We start from the raw sequence: 23,110 nt of genomic DNA on the forward strand, positions 1-23,110 counted from the left end.
ATTAATTCACTAGTTGGTTTTTCAAAAGAATACCATCCTGTACGACAACTCGACCATTTTTAATTACAGTATTCGTATGATTCATGCCATAGAAATATTGTAACTGCTTGTAATTGGCAACATCCAATATAATGACGTCGGCTTGTTTACCCGCTTCAAGAGAGCCAATTTGATGTCCACGGTTAAGTGCATATGCTGCATTAATTGTTGTAGCAGTTAACACTTCCTCTAATGTCATACCCATATGCATACAAGCTAAATTCATGATAAACGGCAGACTCAACGTTGGGGATGAACCAGGGTTAAAGTCAGTTGATATAGCTACAGGTACCCCTTCATCAATCATTAGGCGTCCCTTCGCAAACGGTGCACGTAAGAAGAATGCTGTTCCAGGTAGCAACACCGCAATCGTGCCAGCCTCAGCCATTTTTTGTATACCTTCATCAGAAGCAACTAATAAATGCTCCGCTGAAATTGCCCCTACTTCCGCAGCAAGCTCTGCTCCCTTATAAGGCTCAATTTCATCTGCATGAATTTTCGATGTTAACCCTAACGCTTTCCCGGCCTCTAAAATGCGTCGTGATTGTTCTGGCGTAAATACACCCTTTTCACAAAATACATCATTAAATTCAGCAAGGTTTTGCTCAGCTACTTTCGGCAGCATGTCATGAATGACTACATCGACAAATTCATCCTCGCGTCCCTTATAGTCACGTGGCACCGCATGCGCCCCCATAAAGGTACTAACGACATCGATGTCATGTGTAGCTTGTAATTCCTTAGCTACCTCAAGCTGTTTCTTTTCAGTTTCCCAATCTAAACCATAGCCTGATTTTGCTTCAACCGTTGTGACACCATGCTTTAAAAACACATCTAAATGATTCATAGTTTTTCTATATAAATCACCAAAACTAGTTTCTCGCGTCCGCTTTGTTGTGGCATGAATCCCGCCACCCGCATTCATAATTTCCATGTATGTGGCACCATTGAGTCGCATATTAAACTCCTGCTCACGTGTACCTCCATGAACTAAATGCGTATGACAATCGACGAGACCCGGCATAACAATCTTACCTGAGGCGTCAATGACATCAGCCACCTTTACAAGATCAGGGAAATCCACTTCCAGCTGTGCAATTGAACCTACTGCTATAATGCTATTTCCCTCCATTAAAACACTGCCGTTTTCCACTACCGCAATGTCACCCATTTGTCCCTTCGTACGAGGACCTTGTACGGCACTTTTTAACGTTATCACTTCATTGGCGTTTTTGATTAAAATTGTCACTTCGCATCATCCTTTAACATTGGTATACGCACACCTTTGTTCTTTGCTGTATTAATGGCAATGTCATAGCCAGCATCTGCGTGACGCACAACACCCATTCCCGGATCTGAAATTAACACTCGTGCAATCTTCTCAGCAGCTAGCTCAGAACCATCCGCTACTAACACTTGGCCAGCATGTTGCGAATAACCCATACCTACACCACCACCATGATGCACACTTACCCAGCTAGCACCACTCGCTGTATTAACAAGTGCGTTTAGAATTGGCCAATCTGATACTGCATCAGAGCCATCAAGCATACCCTCTGTTTCACGATTTGGTGAAGCAACTGAACCTGAGTCTAGATGATCTCGACCAAAGACAATCGGCCCTGATAGCTCACCGCTAGCAACCATTTCATTAACCTTCAATGCGAAACGATGACGATCACCATAGCCTAACCAGCAAATTCGTGCCGGTAATCCCTGCCATTTAACCATTTTTTGCGCCATATCAATCCAATTCACAAGACCTTTATCTTCAGCAAACATTTCTTTAGCAAGTGCATCTGTTTTATAAATGTCCTCAGGGTCACCTGAAAGTGCAGCCCAACGGAATGGCCCTTTCCCCTCACAGAATAAAGGACGAATATATGCTGGAACAAACCCAGGGAAATCAAAGGCATTTGTTACGCCCATTTCTTTGGCATAAGCGCGAATATTATTACCGTAATCAAATACTTCTGCACCTGCTTGTTGAAATTCAAGCATTGTACGAACATGCTCAGCCATCGTCTCTTTTGCTCTTCGCTCATACGTTTTCACATCACTTTTACGCAGTTCAAGTGCTTCCTCAAATGTCATACCATTTGGTACATAGCCATTTATCGGATCATGGGCAGATGTTTGGTCAGTTACAAAATCAGGAATAATTCCAAGGTTCAATAACTCACGATTCACGTCTGCACAGTTGCCGACAAGACCAATTGACGCAGGCTCTTTTTGGTCACGTAGTTTATTGACTAATTCAATAGCTTCATCTACCGTCTCCACAAGATAGTCACAGTAGCCTTCTTTTATTTTACGTTCAATTCGAGCACGATCCACTTCGACTACTAAAATGACAGCGCCAGCCATTTTCCCAGCTAAAGGCTGTGCACCACTCATACCACCCATACCACCTGTAAGGATGAATTTGCCTCGTAAATCCGCCGTGCCAAATACTTTTTTACCTGCCTCTACGAATGATAAGTATGTTCCTTGTAAAATCCCTTGCGCACCAATATAAATCCAGCTACCAGCCGTCATTTGACCGTACATCATTAAATCGCGGTCCTCTAACTCATAAAAATGCTCCCAATTTGCCCATGCTGGCACTAAATTAGAATTCGCAATTAATACACGTGGTGCATGTTCATGTGTACGGAATACAGCTACTGGCTTTCCTGATTGAATAAGAAGTGTCTCATCATTCTCTAATTCTTTTAAAGACGCAATAATTTGCTCATAGCTTTCCCAATTTCGCGCCGCTTTACCGATCCCACCATAGACGATTAGCTCATCTGGATTTTCTGCTACTTCAGGATCTAGATTGTTCATTAACATACGCATTGCAGCTTCTTGTGTCCAACCTTTACATGTTAATTCATTCCCACGTGGTGCACGAATATTTGTTTTAACTACCATTAAAAACACGCTCCTTTAAAATAGTAAAAATGCTATTGGTGTTACGATGATTAAAGTTAATACGACACGCTCAAACCAAATGAGTAAAATTTGGCACAATGTCAACGGAATTTCAGATGATAAAATAAGTGGAATAACGGCTGAAAAGAACAATACTGCCGATATTGATACAACTGCCACAATAAATTTCGTCACAAGTGTTGCTTGCGTGACAACAAGTGCCGGTAAAAATACTTCTGCTAACGATAATGACAGCGCTTTCGCTGCTAAATATGGTTCCGGAACTTGCAACACATATGTGAATGGTACAAAAATATATGCAAGCCAATCAAAAATTGGAGTATATGTTGCCAGTACAATTCCTAGCAGACCAATTGACAGAATCGACGGAATAACACCCATCACCATGATGAAGCCATCCTTTAGATTCGCCCATAAAACTTTAGATAAAGGTGGATTTTGCTCAACTGCATCCATCGCTTGACGCCACGCTTCTTTAAAACGGTCCTTCTTTACAATCTTTTCTGGCATCGGCGTCGCGCCCTTGTAGTATTCATCCTTCATTGAACGTAGTGGATAAATACGCGCTGTTAACGCAGTGACTATAAATGTTACTACGAGCGACACCCAGAAAAACGCATTCCAATGCTGCATAATATCTAGCGTACTTGCAATAACGACCATAAACGTTGCTGATACAGTCGAGAAACCCGTTGCAATTATCGCGGCTTCCTTTGCTGTGTAGCGACCTTCCATATAAACACGGTTCGTTAAAAGTAAGCCAACCGAATAACTACCGACAAATGAGGCAACCGCATCCACTGCTGAACGTCCCGGTGTTTTAAAAATAGGCTTCATAAACGGCTGTGTTAAAACGCCGATATATTCAAGCAACCCATAGCTTACTAGAAGTGCTAAAAACAAAGATCCAATCGGGATTAGTACCCCTACCGGTTTAATAAGCTTCTCCATTAAATACGGACCGATACTTTCATTCGCTAACCATGCAGGTGCTATATTGAAAATTAATAATATCCCGGCAACCATACCGCCCACTTTAAAAATTGACAATACAATATTGACTATCGACTTATTCCACTTCTTAGTAAGGAATGGATGAACCGCTCCGCCTACAAGCATTATAAGTACATATACAGTTACAAGTAGTGGTACTTCGGTGCGAACAAAATTCACTATGTGATCAATTAAAATGGTACTCTTACCTTGCCACTCAAACGATATGAAGAAACTGAATATTCCGACTAAACTGCACGCAATCATCTTCATAGCGGAGGAGACTCGAAATTGCGAGTCTTGCCTCAGCTCTTGTTGTTGAAATTCCACCCTATCCCCCCTGTAAGTACTTCTCCTCAAAGAAATTTCCAAGTCATCCGAACAAGTTAAAGGATTTTCTTAATTTTCCCTAGGAAGCTATCACCATATGGTTTACACATACTCATTCAATAGAACATCACTCGTTAATAAAAATTGCGAAAGCGCTTCAATCTCATCGCCAATTGGTTGATCCGCTAACAACGGCGGGCAAAATTCACGCACTTTTTCTAAAAACTTTCGAGTTGTTGGAGATAACTGATCTTCTGCTTTATCTAAATGAATAGCCTGTGATGCACAAATCATTTCTATCGCAATGACGCGAGCAGCATTGTGTACGATTTGACGTACTTGGCGAGCGGATGTTGTACCCATGCTCACATGATCCTCTTGGTTACCTGATGTCGGAATAGAATCCACACTTGAAGGATGTGCTAATACTTTGTTTTCAGATACGATAGATGCCGCTGTATATTGAGCAATCATTAGTCCACATTCAATACCTGGATTTGTTGCTAAAAATGGTGGCAAACCTTCATTAAGCTGTGGATTAACCATGCGTTCTGTACGTCGCTCTGAAATATTAGCCCACTCACTTACACCAACTTTTAAAAAGTCCATAGCTAACGCAATTGGTTGACCGTGGAAATGCCCACCAGACAATACTTCTCCACTTTCTAAAACAATCGGATTATCTGTCGTTGCATTCACTTCAGTTTGCACACGGTCCTGAGCATAGAAAAACGACTGCCATGAAGCACCATGCACTTGCGGAATGCAACGTAGTGAATAAGCATCCTGCATGCGAATTTCACCTTGCTTTGTCACTCGCTTACTTCCATCAAGCCACTTACGGATTCGTCCGCCAACAAGCTCTAATTCCGGATGCGGCCTTACCGCCAAAAGTGCTGGATCAAATGCGGAAGTAATCCCCTTAAGTGCCTCAAGCGTTAAACTCGCTGCCATATCTGCCGCTAACCCCATACGCTCTGCCTCATTGACTGTTAAAACTCCGATACCCGTCATTGCTTGTGTACCATTTACAAGCGCTAGCCCCTCTTTAGCTTGTAGTCGGACAGGAGTTAGCCCAGCTTGCTGTAACGCTGCACTGCCGCTCATAATCTCTCCATTAAACTCCGCCTTACCTTCACCTACTAGTACTAAAGCCAAATGTGATAACGGCGCTAAATCTCCACTTGCTCCAACCGAACCTTGAGATGGTACAATCGGATGCACTCCCTTATTAATAAATTCCAATAGCAGTTGCACTGTTTCCAGACGAATTCCTGAAAAACCTCGTGCTAAAGCATTGGCACGTAAAATCATCATGGCGCGTACAACATCTGTCGGGAACGGTACTCCAACACCTGTTGCATCTGAACGCAATAAATTCAACTGCAAAAGTTCAATGTCATCCTCTTCAATCTTTATATTACTAAGCTTTCCAAAGCCTGTATTCACACCATATATCGTTTGCCCCTCAGCTAAACGCTTTTCAATTCGCTCCCTACTTAAACGTATACGCTCCACACTGTCTAGAGAAAGCGCTACCGTAGCACTACCGTCTACAATTTCCCCTATTTGCTGTCTTGTTAATGTCTTGCCATCAAGTTCGATAATAGACTTCATAATAATGACATCCCCCTGTTTCCTTAGAGCTATGTAAAAATGTTTTTAATCAATTTCGCTATCGCTATAAAAGTTAAATAACACTTACACTAACTACATTGTACTAACTACTTTTTTCAGAAAATAGGGAATTTTAAAAGAGAAAACATGAATTATTTCAGAATTTTTGTTATTTTAATAATATAATAGTATTTTTATACGAAACTAGATAATTTTAAGGAGGTTTACAGTTTTGAAATTGTTATTAATTGACAGGGACTCTACTGACCTTTCAGGAATTCGTTGGTTTTTACATACATATTTCCCTGGGGATGTAACTATAGAAATAGGTACGACTATTAATGAGGCACTTCAAAGTATTCAACAGTTTGAGCCTGAGGTGATACTGCTAAATATTGACCTATTCTCAAATAATCGTTTAATTGCACTTTATCGCGTTTTACAAAAGCATTCAGGGACTATTTTAGCTATGACGACAGAGCCCTTGTTTAAAAATGCATTAAAGGCAATTGATTTACAGGTCGCACATCTCTTCGTTAAACCAATTGATTTAGAAGTATTAAAGCAAAAGCTCACTGCTATTTCTCTTCGGACAACCAAAGCAGAAGCAGTGTATCAAGAAGCTACAGATGAATCCTTTTACTATCAATTATTTTTAGATAGTAAAACTAGTTCCCTAGAAACAAATATACATTTCACAATGATCGAGCCTGAGCATTCCGAAATGTTTAACAAACTATACAACTGGCTTCAGCAAACTCCTATTTATTCTAGTATGAGAATTTATCCTTTATCAGAAAAAATTGTATGTCTATTCCAAACGAATGATTTAGAGAAGGATGTTCGTACATTAATGAAGGAATGGCGATTAACAAATAATAGCTCTTTAAATATTGGGGTTTATGATGGGGAACCGACCACCATGAAGAATATGTATACCTTAACAAAACGTGCACTTCATCAAAGCTTTTACGAAGGCTATGGACATATTTTTTATGCTAGTAAACAATTGGAGACACAGACCTTCGATCCATTACTAACGCCTGAAGAGCAGCAATTACTAATAAGTAGTTTAGAGGACGGGAATATCGAAGCCGTCAAAGCATTTTTATATCGACTATCTAATGAAGGAGTTTATTACAAGCAAGATGACTTACGTATTCATCTAACGAGTGTTTTGGCGCAAATTCGGCGCTTTATGCTGAAGTATAAATTACATGAGAAAGCTGCTATTGAACAAAATTACCGTCAGCTTTTTCATTTAATTATCGAGCATCCTATATTTTATACCATTCTAAATGGCATCATCTCATTTACACAAAGACTAATTGAATTAGCTAATGAGGCACGAATAGAAAAACGGGCTGACTATGTAGAGCTGGCCATAGAAATAATCGACCAGCAATTTCAGGATAGCGGGTTATCTTTACCTTTCGTTGCCCATAAATTAGGGATTAGCCCCAATTATTTAAGTACGATTTTTTCAAAGAAGCAAGGCTTGCCATTTAAACGCTATCTACAGCAGGTCCGAATTCAAAATGCCACAAAGATGCTTGTAGAAACAGATTTTGCTATTAGCGAAATTGCATATTTAAATGGTTTCGATGATTCGAATTACTTCATTAAAATTTTTAAACAGCACATCGGAATTACCCCTCATCGTTATCGTAAAACGTAACATGAGGGTGATTTCCGTTCCAGCTGGGAGCTTGTGCGAAAGCATAGTAGATGAAGGCTTTATCTTTTCGGAATCTCAACGATAGCTGGTGATTCCCAAAGAGTGATTCACTGTTACTGTAATTAATTACTTTTTTCAATTATCATATTCCATTTTCAATAAGAATAAATAAACGAAAGAGTTCATTTTAATTTCTTTTATTCTCGATTGCCCTCTTCTCCATAACTTATTTTTAAGTAATTCTCGAAAATGGTTTAAAAAAGCTAGATTTTTGGTAAAAGTTATTCATAAGCCCTTTAAATCTAGCATATATTTATAGTTTATATCTTAATATATAAATTCTTTAACAATAATAATTATAATTTACTAGCAATTCTAGTTTGTATTTGTTATAGTTATTGATGAAGAGTTTGACTCACAATTTTTTCTTCAGGAGGTAAACTAATATGACAAACGAAAATAATCGTAGCCGTCGATTTACAACAGCAGGTGGCGCTCCAGTAGTAAGCAACCATGATTCAATGTCAGCAGGTCCTCGTGGTCCTCTATTACTTCAGGATGTATGGCTAGTTGAGAAATTAGCAAACTTCAACCGTGAAGTTATTCCTGAACGTCGTATGCACGCTAAAGGTTCAGGTGCATTCGGTACTTTCACTGTAACGCATGATATTACTAAATATACAAAAGCAAAAATCTTCTCAGAAGTTGGGAAAAAGACTGAAATGTTTGCACGCTTCTCCACAGTTGCAGGTGAGCGTGGTGCAGCAGATGCTGAGCGCGATATTCGTGGCTTTGCACTTAAGTTCTATACTGAAGAAGGTAACTGGGATTTAGTTGGTAACAACACACCTGTATTCTTCTTCCGTGATCCTTTACACTTTACAGATTTAAACCACGTAGTAAAACGTGACCCACGTACAAATATGAAAAACGCTAATTCAAACTGGGATTTCTGGACTTCATTACCAGAGGCACTTCACCAAGTAACTATCGTTATGTCTGACCGTGGTATTCCGGCTGGATACCGCAATATGCATGGTTTCGGTTCTCATACTTATAGCTTTATTAATGCTGAAAATGAGCGTGTATGGGTTAAATTCCACTTCCGCACAGAGCAAGGCATTAAAAACTTAACTGGCGCTGAGGCTAATGAAGTAATCGGTAACGACCGCGAATCTTCACAACGCGATCTATATGATGCAATTGATAAAGGCGATTTCCCTAAATGGAAAATGTACATTCAAGTAATGACAGAGGAGCAAGCTCGTAAATTACCATATAACCCATTTGATCTAACAAAAGTATGGTATAAAAAAGACTTCCCATTAATTCCTGTGGGTGAATTCGAGTTAAATAAAAACCCGGACAACTACTTTGCTGAAGTTGAGCAAGCTGCATTTGCCCCTTCTAACATTATCCCTGGTATCAGCTTCTCGCCAGACAAAATGTTACAGGGTCGTATCTTTGCATATGCGGATGCACAACGCTACCGTTTAGGTGTGAACCACTACATGCTTCCTGTAAACGCACCAAAATGCCCATTCCGTACGTTCCACCGCGATGGTGCTATGCGTTTCGATGGCAACCTTGGTTCAACTTTAGGCTATGAACCAAATAGCTATGGTGAATGGGAGCATAATCTAGACTACAAAGAGCCTGAATTACGTATTGACGGTAATGCTGGTATCCACGACTTCCGTGAAGACGACAACAACTACTTCGAGCAACCAGGTAAATTATTCCGCCTAATGACTGCCGAAGAGCAACAACGCCTATTCGAAAATACTGCTAATGATATGGCGTCAGTTGAAGAGTTCATCAAACGTCGTCATATCCTTCACTGCTATTTAGCTGATCCAGCATATGGTGAAGGGGTAGCAAAAGCTATGGGTCTTTCATTAGAAGGCGTAGATCTTTCAAACCCATACGTAAAACAACCAACTAACGTCTAATTTTCCACTATTATTGATATCCAAATCCAACTTTCTACTCCATGTGAAGGGCACAACTTCACATGGAGCTTTTTTATCTTAACGACAAAAAAGCTTGTGCCTAATTTGATAGACACAAGCCCTTTGATAATTATTGATAAATTTGACTGCCTGCCTTTTTAAATTCCTCAGCCTTTTCCTGCATACCTTTGTGGATCGCTTCAGTCGTATTTAGGTCTTGATCTTTTGCATAATTACGGATATCCTGCGAGATTCTCATACTACAAAACTTAGGTCCACACATTGAACAGAAGTGCGCAGTTTTTGCCCCTTCTGCAGGCAGCGTTTCATCATGGTATTCGACTGCACGCTCTGGATCTAACGAAAGATTGAATTGATCGCGCCAGCGGAATTCAAAGCGCGCCTTAGAGAGTGCATCGTCACGCTGCTGTGCTCCCGGATGCCCTTTCGCTAAATCTGCAGCGTGTGCAGCAATTTTATACGTAATAACTCCTACACGAACATCCTCACGATTTGGTAAGCCTAGATGCTCTTTAGGCGTCACATAACATAGCATTGCCGTACCAAACCAACCTATCATCGCAGCACCAATTGCCGATGTAATATGGTCATAGCCAGGAGCAATATCTGTTGTCAGTGGCCCTAAAGTATAGAAAGGAGCTTCCTTACACACCTCTAACTGCTTGTCCATATTCTCTTTAATAAGATGCATCGGTACATGCCCTGGTCCTTCTACCATCACCTGTACATCATGCTTCCAGGCAATTTGCGTTAATTCCCCTAGCGTTTCCAACTCTGCAAATTGAGCCTCATCATTTGCATCTGCTATTGAACCCGGACGTAAACCATCACCTAAAGAGAAGGCAACATCATAGGTTTTCATAATTTCGCAGATTTCCTCAAAATGAGTATATAAGAAGCTCTCTTGATGGTGATATAAACACCACTGCGCCATAATCGAGCCCCCACGAGACACTATGCCTGTTACACGATTAGCCGTTAATGGCACATAGCGTAGCAATACCCCTGCATGAATCGTGAAGTAATCAACACCTTGCTCAGCCTGTTCGATTAACGTATCACGATACACCTCCCACGTTAAATCCTCTGCCACACCATTTACTTTTTCTAGCGCTTGATAAATCGGCACTGTCCCTACTGGCACCGCGGCATTACGGATAATCCATTCACGTGTCGTATGAATATGCTTACCAGTAGATAAATCCATAATGTTATCAGCACCCCAGCGTGTAGCCCACGTCATTTTCTCTACCTCTTCTGCAATAGAGGATGACACCGCTGAATTTCCAATATTGGCGTTAATTTTCACGTGGAAGTTACGTCCAATAATCATTGGCTCAGCCTCAGGGTGATTAATATTTGATGGCAAAATAGCACGTCCTGCCGCGATCTCTGAACGCACAAATTCTGGATCCATATTTTCACGAATCGCCACAAATTCCATTTCTGGAGTAATAATTCCCTTTCGTGCATAGTGAAGCTGTGTTACATTTTTACCTTTCTTCGCACGCAAAGGCTTTCTAGATAAATCCGGAAAAACATTTTCATTCATTCGTGGATCATCCGCTTTGCGGAATCCATTATCTTCTGGCTTGATAGTTCGACCTTCGTATTCTTCAACGTCACCGCGTTCTTTGATCCATGCACTACGTAAAGCTGGCAATCCTTTCGTAATATCCACTTTATAAGCAGGATCAGTGTACGGGCCACTCGTATCATAAACACGTACTGGCGCATTTTCCTCTTCACCGAAGCTTCCTGTCGTTGGACTTAGACCAATTTCACGCATTGGCACTAAAATATCTGGTCGAGAACCTTCTACATAAACTTTTTTACTTCCTTCAAAACTTGACATAATCGTAATATTCTTGTCGCTAACTGTTGTCATAAACTACTTCGCTCCCTTTTACATTTATACAAGGACCGAATCTAGCTCACCCCAACAGAAAATCAATTTCGCCTTGGCGTAATTGTGCCCGCACATTTCATTCCTTTGAAAATCCGTGACATCCGCCGGAGGCTTTAGGCCAACAGATGTTTTTTGCGCGAAAGCATAGCGTCAGCAGCATGATGTTGGTCACTCAGTCGTTGCCACAGGACTTGGCGTTCTTAGACTGAGTTCCTCTATTTTCAGCAGGTGTTTGGCACCCACTGATAAGGAATCTTAACCACATTCATCTCATCACCTTCAAAGATAGGACTCTTTCGCTGAATGAAGACAAAAGCCGAATCCAAAAAAAAATTTGGATCCGGCTAAGAATGTAAAGGTATAGTTATTGCAAATAACATGGTTGCAATAATGGTTAACTTTCCCACGCTGGTATGAGCCAGATCAGGTCCAAAGGGTCAAGAAACCTCTATGCGTTTCCCTCTCAGCCTGACTCATCAGACTCCCCTAGTTAATACTATTAAGTTTGATGATAGTGTAGCAGATATTGCTAAGAGATGGAAGCTTCATTTGATTATTTTTGGCTTATCATTAAAACGTGTGGTTGATTTCCGTTCCGGCTGGGCGCTTTGTTGCTGTCGCTTCGCTTTCGCGCAGAGCAGAGCTTCCTGGGGGCGTCCGATGAGCCGCTTCGCTTCGCTCCAGAGTCTCGGGCCAACACGATGTTGGTCACGAAGGCGTTATCACAGGACGTGATGATTTTAGCCTTCGTTCCTCTATTCGCTAATCCCCAAGGAGTCACCCATCCTCCACTCCAATCAAACTATTTACATTAAATACGTTTTTAAACATATGATCCCTAACTTTTTAATGATTAGCCTATTTTAAAATATCAGAAGGATAGCCACTTACTCAAGATGGGCTGTCACCCTATCTTATTCCGAATAACACCCAGCAGTTAGGTGAACAACAGCTCCGCTACGTAAATCACAATCGTCACTGTAATACAGCTCACAATCGTTGAAAACAAAACAGTTTGTGCAGCAGTTGCCGATTCTACGTCATATTCTAATGCCAGACTAGAGCTATTTCTTGATGTCGGGAACGAACTAGCTATAAAAAGTGATTGTGCCACGACACCATCAAGACCAAGCGCAAAAATGATTAACAATGCTACAGCTGGCCCTATGATTAGTCGTGTAAAACAACTAATGAATACAAGCTTATTAAACATGGATTTGATTTCAAGCTGTGATAGTTGCGCCCCTAAAGTTATTAATGCAACAGCGATAAAGCCATCTGCCACATGGTCTATTGGAATTTTTACAAACTGCGGAATAGCGATATTAAAATAGTTCATGGCAACACCAATAATAAGTGCATGAATTATAGGCATTTTGAGGAAGTCTTTCAAAATAGACATGCCCGATTTTGTTGAAGAAATTAAATTGTACAAGCCGTAAGTATAGGTCGTCATATTTTGAAATATAACGAGAATGACCTGAATCGCTACTCCAATCGGCTGGGTCACGAAAATCATTTGTGCCACCGGAATACCATAGTTACCTGAATTAATTAGGACAACACTATTTTTAAACACTGCCGCCTCTGTTTTTTCTAAACCGAGTCCCTTTACTAGAAAGTGACTAAGCACCATTTGGCTTCCGATAAAGAGTAGAATAAATAACGCAACTTCCCCAAGCACAGACAGCTCTATACTCGTTTCATATAAATTCACAAAAACAGCTGCTGGCATGAAGCAATATGTAATAAGTTGAGATAATGCCTTTAAATTAAAGCGGAATTTCTTTTGTAAAACTGCACCAAGCACTAGAAGCACTAAAATCGGAGCTACAATTTGAAAAAATATCATACCGAGATACACCATAGCGATGTCCCCCCTCCCTCTCCTATAGTAGTGCTGTTTTTATGCTCGGTCAATGTACTTCATAGTTAACTCATAGCCATTCTTTTACCATAAAAAAAGAAAGACTACCTCAAAAATATTGACGCAGTCTTTCATATAATTCCATTAAGCAAGTTTAAAGCGATTAATGACCTCTTGTAATTCTTTTGAAATTTCGTTCATATTATTGATGGACTCTGCAACCTTTTGTAGTTCCGCTTGTTGGTCAATAGAAGATGCACTTACCTGTTCTGCAGATGCAGCAGTCTCCTCAGAAATAGCAGAAATACTTTGGATTGCCATAATCGCTTGATTTTTATGCTCTAACATATGAGAAAGTTTAATCATTAACTCACTAATTGACGTTGCAATAGAACTAGAAAGCTCACTATTTTCTTTAAATGCAACCTCTGTGCTTTGTACTGACTCATTTTGAGCTTGTATTAAGCCCGCGTTTGAGGCAATGACAGCAACTGTTTGCTGAGAATTTTTAAGAATGCTGTCTACCGTTTGTTTAATAACCTCTGTTTCATTCCTGGATTGCTCTGCTAGCTTTCGTACCTCCTCAGCGACAACTGCAAAACCTTTACCATGTTCACCAGCACGAGCAGCTTCTATGCTTGCATTTAAGGCTAATAGATTTGTTTGCTCAGTAATACCCTGAATAGACGCTATAATTTGATTGATATTGGCAATATTAGACGCCAATGATTCCATTTGCTGCTGAATACGTCCATTCATTACATTCGTTTCTGAATTACGTTCACGTAAGCTTTCGACTTCTTTCATTCCTTTGTCTGTGGTTGCTTTCGTTTTATTCGACAGCTCGTCCATTTCATTTGAAAGCGTTGTAATAGTATCAATTTGATCGGATAAATCAATCATTCGATAATTGGTTTCTTCTGTATCCTCAGATTGCTTTGATGCTCCCTGTGCAATTTCATTAATAGCTACTGAGACTTCTTGACTTGAAGCAACTATTTCATTAAACGCCTCATGAACATGATTTGATGATTGATTAAGTAATGTCGTAGCATTCAGCACCGTTTGAATGGCGCTATTCGTTTGATCCAACATATTATTATAAGCTAATGCAACAGCACCAATCTCATCAGGCTTAATATATTTATCATCAACTTTTTGAGTTAAATCCCCATCCGCTGCTGTTTCAATAGAAGTACGTAAAAACTTTAATGGCTTCAGTAATTTATAGATAAACAATGCACTAGCGACGGTCATTAAAACGACTATAATAATTGACGCTATGATAGTAAAAACAAGCACATGATTATAAGTTTCTAATATTTTGGATTTTGGTAGCACTAATTGTACAGTCCATGTTTCATCAATTCCATCTAAATTCATCGGAGCAAAAACGTTAAATGAATTTTCCTTAAGCTCTTCGGAACCCAAATACATACTTTTTAGCTCGCCACTATCCATTGTTTGTTTAATGCTTGTCCAATCCAAATTATCTTGCATTTTTAACCCATCTAATGACTCACCAAAGCTATTTGCAGTTAAAACTCCATTATTAGTAATAATAGCTGCATAGCCACCATCCGGTTTTACCGACTCTGTTAATCCTTTTAAATAATCAATAGCTATATCAGCCGTCAATGTGCCAAAAATTGACCCCGAAGCATCAACTAACGGAACAGCAATCGTTGTCATTAGTACTGTTTGCCCATTTATTTTATAATCATACGGTTCTGTTAGAACGGATCTCCCTTCTTCTTTTGGTATCCAATACCATTCGGAAATGCTTTTGTCTTCGATACCTTCAAGAGAATTCGTTTTTATTCCATTTCCATCCTTACTTAAATAAGGTATAAAGCGATTTTTTGAATCCACTAAAGTAGAATTTATAGTCGGTTCTATATTTGTAGAATTCTTTTCAAAAACAGCTCCTACACCAAGTAAATCTTCATTATTAACTAAGTTAGTTTCCATCATATCTATTATGTCTTCTGCGGAAAGCTTGCCTTTTTTCTCCATACCCTCAACTATACGTTTCGTCGTAAGTAAAGTCGTGTTTACTTTTTTAAAGCGTTCACTCATCTTTGCTGCCGAATACTCAGCATTTTCCAATGTTGCACTTTCTGCATCATCAACACTTTGATTCTTCAAAATAACGCCTACAATAACGGTATATGTAATAAATAATACTAAAAATAGCCCTATAATTAGAGCCGATAGCTTGAAAGCAATACTCCTAGATTTCCCCATCACAACACCCCATTTTTATACATAATGATAATGGATGGCAGGTCGTATCACAATAAGATATTTAACAAACCAAGTAGAATTTTGCCGTTTTAAAGAGAATTTAAATGTAAATATACCGAAAATCCAAACCGCATAAAAAAAGGACTAATTATCCATCAATTTGGTTATCTAGTAAAACATACCCATTATATACTATAATATTGAAATATATGATATATTATCTACAAAATACTATGATCGGAGTGATTAACTTGAAGAATAAAGCGTTATCAGCTTTTTTGGCAACATCTATTACAGTAACCTTAGTTTTGCCAGTTTCACATGCAAACGCTGCTTCAAATGTTTCATCTTTAAACCACTCAATTCAAATTGATGCACAAGTGGCTTCAGCCAAAACAAAGGGGCAAACCGTTACCATTACCAGTATCACTAAAGATAAAGTACTTACATCCAATGGCCAATTTAAAATTAGTCAGTCACTGATGCCTCTTTTTAATACAGAGAATAGTACTGCATTGAAGAATGCCCAAGCTACAATTGTCGTAAAAAACGGCGAAATTACAAGCGTTACAGCACTAACATTAACTAAAGCTGGTACAAAAAATAATGCGGTATATTTTGATGGTGGTGACGCACAAATTGAAGGGAGCCTAACTGTAAATGCGGATTATGTAAAAGTTCAAAATGTAACTATTAAAGATGAGCTTATTGTAACTAATCGTGTGAAGAAGGCAATTACAATTGATGACGTTACTATTGGAGATACACTTACTTTTAAACCTGTATTGATTCGAAATATTAATTGGTTAAATGTTTCTCTAAAAGATATTAAATCTCCAAATATTAACTTAAAGCGCACTAAAGTAAATGTCACTTCTGATAAAGCTATTTCAAAAATTGAAGTAGTTGGTAAAGTTACAGCATTTGAAGTTACAGCCAATGTTGATAAGCTTACAATTGATGTTGAGAAAGATTTTAGCCTTTACGGAAAAGGTAAAATTGAGCAAGTGGTTGTCAAACATGGGGAAAAGGTGGCATTAAATTCAGGGCATCTAATTAACAAAGTGCAGGTGGATGATAAAAAAGCCTCTGTGACATTACCTGTTTTAAATAAAACGGAGCTAAGTAATTTAGTAGCTTCACCTCCGTACGTTGCAGTATCTTTTAACGGATATGACGTTTTAACAACTGAAAAATGGACAACGCAAGCTGAACGAACAGCATTCGAATCTGCTGTAAGCAATGCAAGAGCAGTAATTTATAATTCCAACGCCTCTCAGGAACAAGTAAACAATGCTATTACACAGTACAGAATTGCCTTAAACGTTTATCAAGCTGCGCAAAAAAACGGAACAAAATATGTTTATGGGGATAAGTCTTCATTACAATCGATGATCTATTCTGTTCAGTATGTAAAGGTTTCCTGGAACAATGGTAATGATGTAGCTTCTTATGAACCTTGGACGACGCAAAGTGAGAAGGATGCTCTAACCTCTGCCGTTTCATCTGCACAGTCTGTTGTAAATAATAACTATGCAACTCAGTATGATATCACAAATGCAATTAGCAATTTAAACTACGCTATCACAGTGTATAAGAATGTACAAAAATATGGCACTTATCAATATAATGTCGATCGATCTGCCCTTTTATCACTTATTAACTCTGTTCAGTATGTAACCGTTTCTGTGAATGGATCTGAATTATCCTCCTATGTAATTTGGACGACGCAAAGTGAAAAAGACGCTCTAGTTTCTGCCGTTTCATACGCACAAAATATTGCAAACAATAGCTCTTCGTCTCTATCAGATATTTCGTCTGCATATTATTATTTAAATAATGCTATTTCAACATATAGGAGTAATTATAAATCGGGTGTGAATTCTTGGCATTACGTTGATAAATCTTGGCTACAATCACTCATTAATTCGGTTCAGTATGTAAAAGTTTCTGCAAATGGAGATGGCACCGATATCCCCTATTATGAACTATGGACTACTGAACGAGAAAAACGTGACCTAGAAAAAGCAGTTCAACACGCTCAATCTATTGTTAATAACTACTATGCTTCTTCATACGAGGTGACAGATGCTATTAACAGTTTAAACAAGGCCATCACCATCTATAATGATGTCCAAAGTCCAGGTAAACAACGATAAAAATTCTTTTATCCGTTTTAAATTTAAAAACAACAGGCTAAAAAATCTCTATAGCCTGTTGTTTCTTTTAAATAAGCAATATCGCCTCTGCATAGGTTTTAAAATCACTTAAATGATTCTCGATAATTGCTTGGAGTATATCAATGGCTTGATAATCGTGCACAGCTATATTTCGGAACCCTACCATATTCATTAAATTTTTAGCTAATGCATGGTCAATGATATCGTTTTCCTCTAGATACTTGAATGCTTCATGACTCGTTTTAGGCAAACCAAACTTTAAATCACTTACAATATGCATAGCCAAATCAATACTAGCTTCACACGCACGTTGAATATTTAAAATGATACTATCTTGCTTCGTGATGTCTTGCAAATTCTCAGAATTACCATCATACACCTCTTTAACACGGTTCACACAGTGTTCAATGGTTGCAATCTTATTTAGAACAACATCATTATTCACCATAGACACTACCCCTCTCTTCAATTGCCTTCAGAATTCCCGCACGTTGTTCATTTAACGTCACATACATTGATAGAGCCTTCATTCGTTCTTTAACAAAAGCGTTTTCATCTTGACAATCAATGACCATACCGCTTGAAAAAATTTGTGCCGCAAACACGGTATCAACCTTCTTCATATCGATTAAATCAACATCAACATTACAAGACTGTGCAATTTCTCAGGCTAATAGAAAACGTTCATAACCTGAGAGAGATTTATCTGCAAAATATCCAATATCTAAATCACTATCTTCACGTGCCGAGCCATGCGCATAAGAACCAAAAACAATAACAAATGCTGGTTTAACAGCTGAGGCAGCTTTTCAACAACTACCTTTTGCCAGTTTCGTTGCAAATAAAACACCCCCGCTTCTTCTTAGGATTATTATAACAAACTATCGCCTTAATATGAGGGTTCTAACCGTCACTTTACAGGTTCTATCAATCGTTCTTGCGATTCTATCCCTCTCTATTAAAAAAGAATCTGCTTACCTTTCATATGCCCATAAGTACATAAGACACAAAATGTTTTTAAAAAATGCACAACCTATCTACCTATTCACTCAAAATATACATAAAAGAAGCCTAATATGATAAAATTGGTTTATCAACATATATTAGGATATTCTCGACGCAATCAAAGATTTCATCTAGGATAAAAATCCTATGATTTAGCCATCACACTTATCCAAAACCAAATAGGAGGTTTCCCGTATTATGAAAAACAAAAGAAAGCTAGCCTTACTCGCCCTAGTTGCGGTCCCTTCACTTATCTATACTGCACCTACCACGTCAGCATCAGCTGCTGATATTACAGGGCATGTAAAAACTGCTTACATATACAATAATACTTATTACTACAACTATAAAGTTGCGAATGTTGATCGACTTATTTCAAACATTAATGATACAACTTCTTCATTCCAAACAAATTTAGAAGCAGCCATCAAGGCCTACAATGAGTTAACTGAAACGGAAAAACAGTATGTCACGAATTATTCAACGTTATCAAATCATCAACAAACGAGAGTAGCGTATCGTAAGCTTGCTGAACAAATTGATGAGAAATTAGCTTCAGTAGAACCAACTTCTGTCAATTACTATCAAAACGTTATGGAAACGAAAGATTGGTACAATACGTTAAATGCAGCGCAAAAGACATTTGTGAGTGCGGATTCACAAAAAATACTGACATCCTACATCACGCCTAATACATCTGTCGATAAAGTAATCAATAAAATCCAATTATTAAACTCTTCTCGCATTACCTTCCATCAAGATGTTGCTGATGCTAGAGCTGAGCTTAATGCACTACGCAGATTTACATACGTCTATTTACCGGCTGGTATCGAAAAGACATTATTAGATGCTGAACAGCTTGTTGCGAAGGATAAGGCGGCAGCTAAGGATGTAGAAAATGCAATTGCAGCTTTATCGCCTAAAACGTCTACTACTCAAGATGTGCAGGCAGCGAAAACAGCCTTCGAGGCTTTAACACCTGTGCAGCAGCAGCTTGTGCCTAATGTCTGGACTTTAGTAGACTTTGTAAACGGAAAATATGATCTACCGACTAAAGGGAACGGGACAAAAACGCCAATTTTATCGGATACAGCAGCCGTACCTGGTAAAATTACTGCTATGACTAAAAACAAAAATACCTATACAGCAAAAATAAACGTTGCCGACACGGAAAATAATACAGAGCGCTTCGTTTTAACAACAAAATCCAATATGACTGTTATTATTCCACCGCTAGGAACTCTTCTTAATGAGGATACTGGTGTTATGGAAATTAAAATTACAAAAAGTTCGAATCGTATCACATTCCAGGCAACATTAAATAAAAAACCAGTTGAATTTGAGGCGAATATGGAAATCATTATCGATAATTTATCACAGAATGCCTCCATCGTTCGTACCTATGACTCTGGCAAACAAGTGCCAGCTGATTACACAGTAGAAGGAAATCGCCATTTCATTCAAACAAATACCCCTGGTTCATTCCAAATTAATTATTAATCCACTAGTGGATATTACGACCCTCTGCCAATATTTTATTATTTGCAGAGGGTTTTAATATGTATTTTTTCTGCTCCACCATCGCTTCTTCAAAGCAGAGACTTTTCTTTCAAAAACTCTATGGGCACGTGTAACGAAATCCTACTTACACTAATACATCATTAAGAGGACCTTTTTTATCATTACATCACCAACTTCTCGGCACACCAAACAGTTCCCCTTTTTTCAACATTTCTTGGTCCAACAACCGATTAAGTAGTATGCTCCGTTTTCGCAATTTTTCTAAAGTTTTCAGAAAACTATTGACATTTGTCATAAAACAGGCATAATCATTATTAAAGTTTCCTTAGAGAAACAATATGATGTTCGGGAAATATTATTATAGAAAGGAATAAAAGATGTGTATGGAAAAGACATTAAAACCTCTTTCTGAATGCTCGTTTGGAGATTGCTTTTTAATAAAAGAAATAAACATTAAAGGTCCTTTAAGAAGAAGATTATTGGACTTAGGCTTTGTAAAAGAAGCAGAAATCTCTGTTCTTCGTAAAAGTCCTTTAGGAGACCCTGTTGCTTATCGTGTAAGCAATACAACGATTGCATTACGTCATGATGAAAGCTCTATGATTCTGGGCGAAATTGTTAGGGGGAATACAAAGTGAGAGTAAATAGAATAGCTTTAGCAGGTAACCCAAATACAGGTAAAAGCACATTATTTAATACATTAACGGGATTGAAGCAGCATACCGGGAACTGGCCAGGGAAAACGGTTGTTCATGCTGAAGGATCTTTTGAACACAAAGGAGAGCAATATATTCTCGTAGATTTACCAGGGACCTATTCTCTATTTTCCAATTCAGCAGATGAAGAAGTCGCAAGAGACTATATTATTTTTGACCAACCGGATGCAACAATTGTTGTGCTTGATGCAACATCATTAGAGAGAAATTTAAATCTTGCACTCCAAGTTTTAGAAATGACTAATAATGTTATCATTTGTATCAATTTAATAGATGAAGCTGAGAGAAAGGGTATCCGAATTGACGACAAGAGATTGGCTCGTGAGCTAGGCGTCCCAGTAGTAAAAATATCGGCGAGAAATAAAAAAGGTATTAATCGATTGCTCGATACATTAAGTCAACTGGTGAAGGGGCAAATTGTTACAACTCCGTATCGTATGAAATATTCGAAAGAAATAGAAGAAGCCATTACAAAGGTAGAATCGAAATTAGAAGGTTATTTTGATGAAAAATATCCATCGAGATGGATTGCCCTTCGCTTACTTGATGGTGATGAAGAATTGATTTTAAAACTACAAAATCATAAAAATAATAAACAGCACGAGGTGAGAACGAATGGAGTCCCAGTCAGTGTTAAATCATAGTGTACTTAAGGGGATTTTAGCTGAAGTAAAGGAAGTTTCGAATGAGGATATTCGAGATGAAATCGTTAGTGATATTTATACTAAAAGCAAATCTTTATGCAAAAAAGTAGTATCGCAGCAGCACTCTGCCATGTACAGATCTGATAAATTAGATGAAATCTTCACATCCCGCATTTGGGGATTCCCTATTATGCTTATCATGCTTGGGGCTATCTTTTACATTACTATTGCTGGCGCAAACATACCATCAGATATGATAGCAAGCTTATTTGGCTATCTAGAGGGTAAGCTAACAATTCTTTTTGAAACAATGCACGCACCAGAATGGCTACACGGCATTTTGGTACTTGGGTTGTTTAGAGGTACCGGGTGGGTTATTAGTGTTATGTTACCGCCTATGGCAATATTCTTCCCTATCTTTGCTCTTTTAGAAAACTACGGCTACCTTCCACGTGTAGCATTTAACATGGACCGTTTATTTAAACGCGCAGGAGGACACGGGAAGCAATCATTAACAATGGCAATGGGCTTCGGCTGTAATGCTGCTGCTATCCTGTCTACGAGAATTATAGAATCTCCTCGTGAGCGAATGTTAGCCATTTTAACGAACAATTTTGTTCCTTGTAACGGGAGATGGCCGACACTTATTTTATTAGCATCATTATTTATGGTAACTGGTTTTTCAGGTGCAACAGGTACACTTGTAACAGCGGGTATTTTAATAGGATTTGTTATGTTAGGTGTCGTTGTGACATTATCTGTGTCCTGGGTTCTTTCTAAAACAGCTTTAAAGGGTGTACCAACCCATTACACATTAGAGCTTCCACCATTCCGAAAACCAAAGTTCTGGAATACAATTTTAAGAGCAAGTCTTGATAAAGCATGGTATGTATTAAAAAGAGCAGTTATCGTCGCAGCGCCTGCCTCTATTTTGACTTGGGTATTCGCTAATATTTATGTTGGTGATACAAGTATTCTAATGCACTTTGTTAACTTTTTAGATCCGTTTGGTAAGGCTCTTGGTATGGATGGCTTTATTATGGCTGCATTTATTCTTGGGCTACCAGCCAATGAAATTGTTATCCCTATCCTAATTATGGCGTATTTATCTCAAGGAGCTATGCTAGAAATTGAGGATTTATCGAAACTAAAACAAGTGTTTATCGACCAAGGTTGGACGTGGCTAACAGCTTTAAATATGATGTTATTCTCTCTGCTACACTTCCCTTGTGGAACGACTTTAGTCAATATTTATAAAGAAACAAAAAGTCCAAAGTGGACATTTATGTCATTTTTAATTCCAACTGTTATTGCCATTGGCGTAACTTGGCTAACTGCAACAATTGCTCGTGCTTTTGGTTGGGTTTGAGGATGAAGGGGCTGTTTATAAGCCCCTCTTTTTTATTCTCAAAATTCAGCTTGTTATTTGATGTAAAAAAAGCTAGAGAATTCGA

The 23,110-nt window shown here is 38.6% G+C and carries 17 protein-coding genes and 1 riboswitch; of the genes, 7 read left to right on the plus strand and 10 right to left on the minus strand.

The features are described from left to right. Position 1 precedes the first annotated feature (1 nt). The 4 genes from hutI to hutH form a co-directional block, all read right to left on the minus strand. Positions 2 to 1,288 carry an imidazolonepropionase gene (gene hutI, locus JNUCC51_RS10575; protein ID WP_337991939.1) on the minus strand — a complete coding sequence of 429 codons (1,287 nt, stop codon included), beginning with the start codon at positions 1,286 to 1,288 and terminating at the stop codon, positions 2 to 4. Further along, positions 1,285 to 2,955, minus strand: a complete 1,671-nt coding sequence (gene hutU, locus JNUCC51_RS10580; RefSeq protein ID WP_337991940.1) for a urocanate hydratase — start codon at positions 2,953 to 2,955, stop codon at positions 1,285 to 1,287. Before hutU ends, hutI begins: the two co-directional genes overlap by 4 nt. Before the next feature lie 15 nt (positions 2,956 to 2,970). Continuing rightward, on the minus strand, positions 2,971 to 4,242 hold the full coding sequence (locus JNUCC51_RS10585; RefSeq protein ID WP_337992218.1) for a YjiH family protein: 1,272 nt from the start codon (positions 4,240 to 4,242) through the stop codon (positions 2,971 to 2,973). Positions 4,243 to 4,401: 159 nt separating this feature from the next. Continuing rightward, positions 4,402 to 5,916: a histidine ammonia-lyase gene (gene hutH / locus JNUCC51_RS10590; protein ID WP_337991941.1), complete on the minus strand. Its 1,515-nt coding sequence runs from the start codon at positions 5,914 to 5,916 to the stop codon at positions 4,402 to 4,404. A gap of 232 nt (positions 5,917 to 6,148) precedes the next feature. On the opposite strand from hutH, the gene JNUCC51_RS10595 reads away from it, so the two are divergent. Further along, positions 6,149 to 7,594, plus strand: a complete 1,446-nt coding sequence (locus JNUCC51_RS10595; RefSeq protein ID WP_337991942.1) for a response regulator transcription factor — start codon at positions 6,149 to 6,151, stop codon at positions 7,592 to 7,594. 446 nt (positions 7,595 to 8,040) lie between these two features. Further along, the gene (locus JNUCC51_RS10600) at positions 8,041 to 9,546 is read left to right on the plus strand and encodes a catalase (RefSeq protein ID WP_337991943.1); all 1,506 of its coding nucleotides are present in this window, start codon (positions 8,041 to 8,043) and stop codon (positions 9,544 to 9,546) included. 130 nt (positions 9,547 to 9,676) lie between these two features. Here JNUCC51_RS10600 and thiC read toward each other — a convergent pair whose 3' ends face one another. The 3 genes from thiC to JNUCC51_RS10615 form a co-directional block, all read right to left on the minus strand. Then, entirely contained in the window at positions 9,677 to 11,455 is a 1,779-nt protein-coding gene (gene thiC, locus JNUCC51_RS10605; RefSeq protein WP_337991944.1) for a phosphomethylpyrimidine synthase ThiC, read from the minus strand. A gap of 404 nt (positions 11,456 to 11,859) precedes the next feature. Further along, positions 11,860 to 11,974: riboswitch (TPP riboswitch) on the minus strand. A gap of 439 nt (positions 11,975 to 12,413) precedes the next feature. Further along, positions 12,414 to 13,343 carry an AEC family transporter gene (locus tag JNUCC51_RS10610; RefSeq protein WP_268637899.1) on the minus strand — a complete coding sequence of 310 codons (930 nt, stop codon included), beginning with the start codon at positions 13,341 to 13,343 and terminating at the stop codon, positions 12,414 to 12,416. A 144-nt stretch (positions 13,344 to 13,487) separates the two neighbouring features. After that, on the minus strand, positions 13,488 to 15,590 hold the full coding sequence (locus tag JNUCC51_RS10615) for a methyl-accepting chemotaxis protein (RefSeq protein WP_337991945.1): 2,103 nt from the start codon (positions 15,588 to 15,590) through the stop codon (positions 13,488 to 13,490). A gap of 251 nt (positions 15,591 to 15,841) precedes the next feature. Here JNUCC51_RS10615 and JNUCC51_RS10620 point away from each other — a divergent pair, with 251 nt between their 5' ends. Then, positions 15,842 to 17,749 carry an S-layer protein gene (locus JNUCC51_RS10620; RefSeq protein ID WP_337991946.1) on the plus strand — a complete coding sequence of 636 codons (1,908 nt, stop codon included), beginning with the start codon at positions 15,842 to 15,844 and terminating at the stop codon, positions 17,747 to 17,749. Positions 17,750 to 17,816: 67 nt separating this feature from the next. Here JNUCC51_RS10620 and hepT read toward each other — a convergent pair whose 3' ends face one another. Genes hepT through JNUCC51_RS24810 form a run of 3 tightly spaced genes read right to left on the minus strand, consistent with a single transcriptional unit; the run spans position 17,817 to position 18,546 of the window. Continuing rightward, complete coding sequence (gene hepT / locus JNUCC51_RS10625; RefSeq protein WP_337992219.1) at positions 17,817 to 18,215, minus strand: type VII toxin-antitoxin system HepT family RNase toxin; 399 nt, start codon at positions 18,213 to 18,215, stop codon at positions 17,817 to 17,819. Then, positions 18,208 to 18,375, minus strand: a complete 168-nt coding sequence (locus JNUCC51_RS10630; protein ID WP_337991947.1) for a hypothetical protein — start codon at positions 18,373 to 18,375, stop codon at positions 18,208 to 18,210. Before JNUCC51_RS10630 ends, hepT begins: the two co-directional genes overlap by 8 nt. A 60-nt stretch (positions 18,376 to 18,435) precedes the next feature. Continuing rightward, positions 18,436 to 18,546 (minus strand): nucleotidyltransferase domain-containing protein, encoded by a 111-nt coding sequence (locus tag JNUCC51_RS24810; protein ID WP_443136998.1) that lies wholly within the window; start codon positions 18,544 to 18,546, stop codon positions 18,436 to 18,438. A gap of 427 nt (positions 18,547 to 18,973) precedes the next feature. Between JNUCC51_RS24810 and JNUCC51_RS10635 the strand changes: the two genes are divergently transcribed. The 4 genes from JNUCC51_RS10635 to JNUCC51_RS10650 all read left to right on the plus strand — a co-directional run bounded on the left by JNUCC51_RS10635 (position 18,974) and on the right by JNUCC51_RS10650 (position 23,025). Beyond that, positions 18,974 to 20,275 carry a hypothetical protein gene (locus JNUCC51_RS10635; protein WP_337991948.1) on the plus strand — a complete coding sequence of 434 codons (1,302 nt, stop codon included), beginning with the start codon at positions 18,974 to 18,976 and terminating at the stop codon, positions 20,273 to 20,275. Positions 20,276 to 20,679: 404 nt separating this feature from the next. Next, entirely contained in the window at positions 20,680 to 20,934 is a 255-nt protein-coding gene (locus JNUCC51_RS10640; RefSeq protein ID WP_337991949.1) for a FeoA family protein, read from the plus strand. Further along, a complete protein-coding gene (locus tag JNUCC51_RS10645) occupies positions 20,931 to 21,656 on the plus strand; it encodes a FeoB small GTPase domain-containing protein (RefSeq protein WP_337991950.1) in 726 nt (241 codons plus the stop codon). The genes JNUCC51_RS10640 and JNUCC51_RS10645 overlap by 4 nt, the downstream gene beginning before the upstream one ends. Then, positions 21,628 to 23,025: a nucleoside recognition domain-containing protein gene (locus tag JNUCC51_RS10650; RefSeq protein ID WP_337991951.1), complete on the plus strand. Its 1,398-nt coding sequence runs from the start codon at positions 21,628 to 21,630 to the stop codon at positions 23,023 to 23,025. The genes JNUCC51_RS10645 and JNUCC51_RS10650 overlap by 29 nt, the downstream gene beginning before the upstream one ends. Positions 23,026 to 23,110: the final 85 nt, after the last annotated feature.

Origin of the sequence: Lysinibacillus sp. JNUCC 51 (assembly GCF_015999525.1) — a bacterium.
Classification (GTDB): Bacteria; Bacillota; Bacilli; order Bacillales_A; family Planococcaceae; genus Lysinibacillus; species Lysinibacillus xylanilyticus.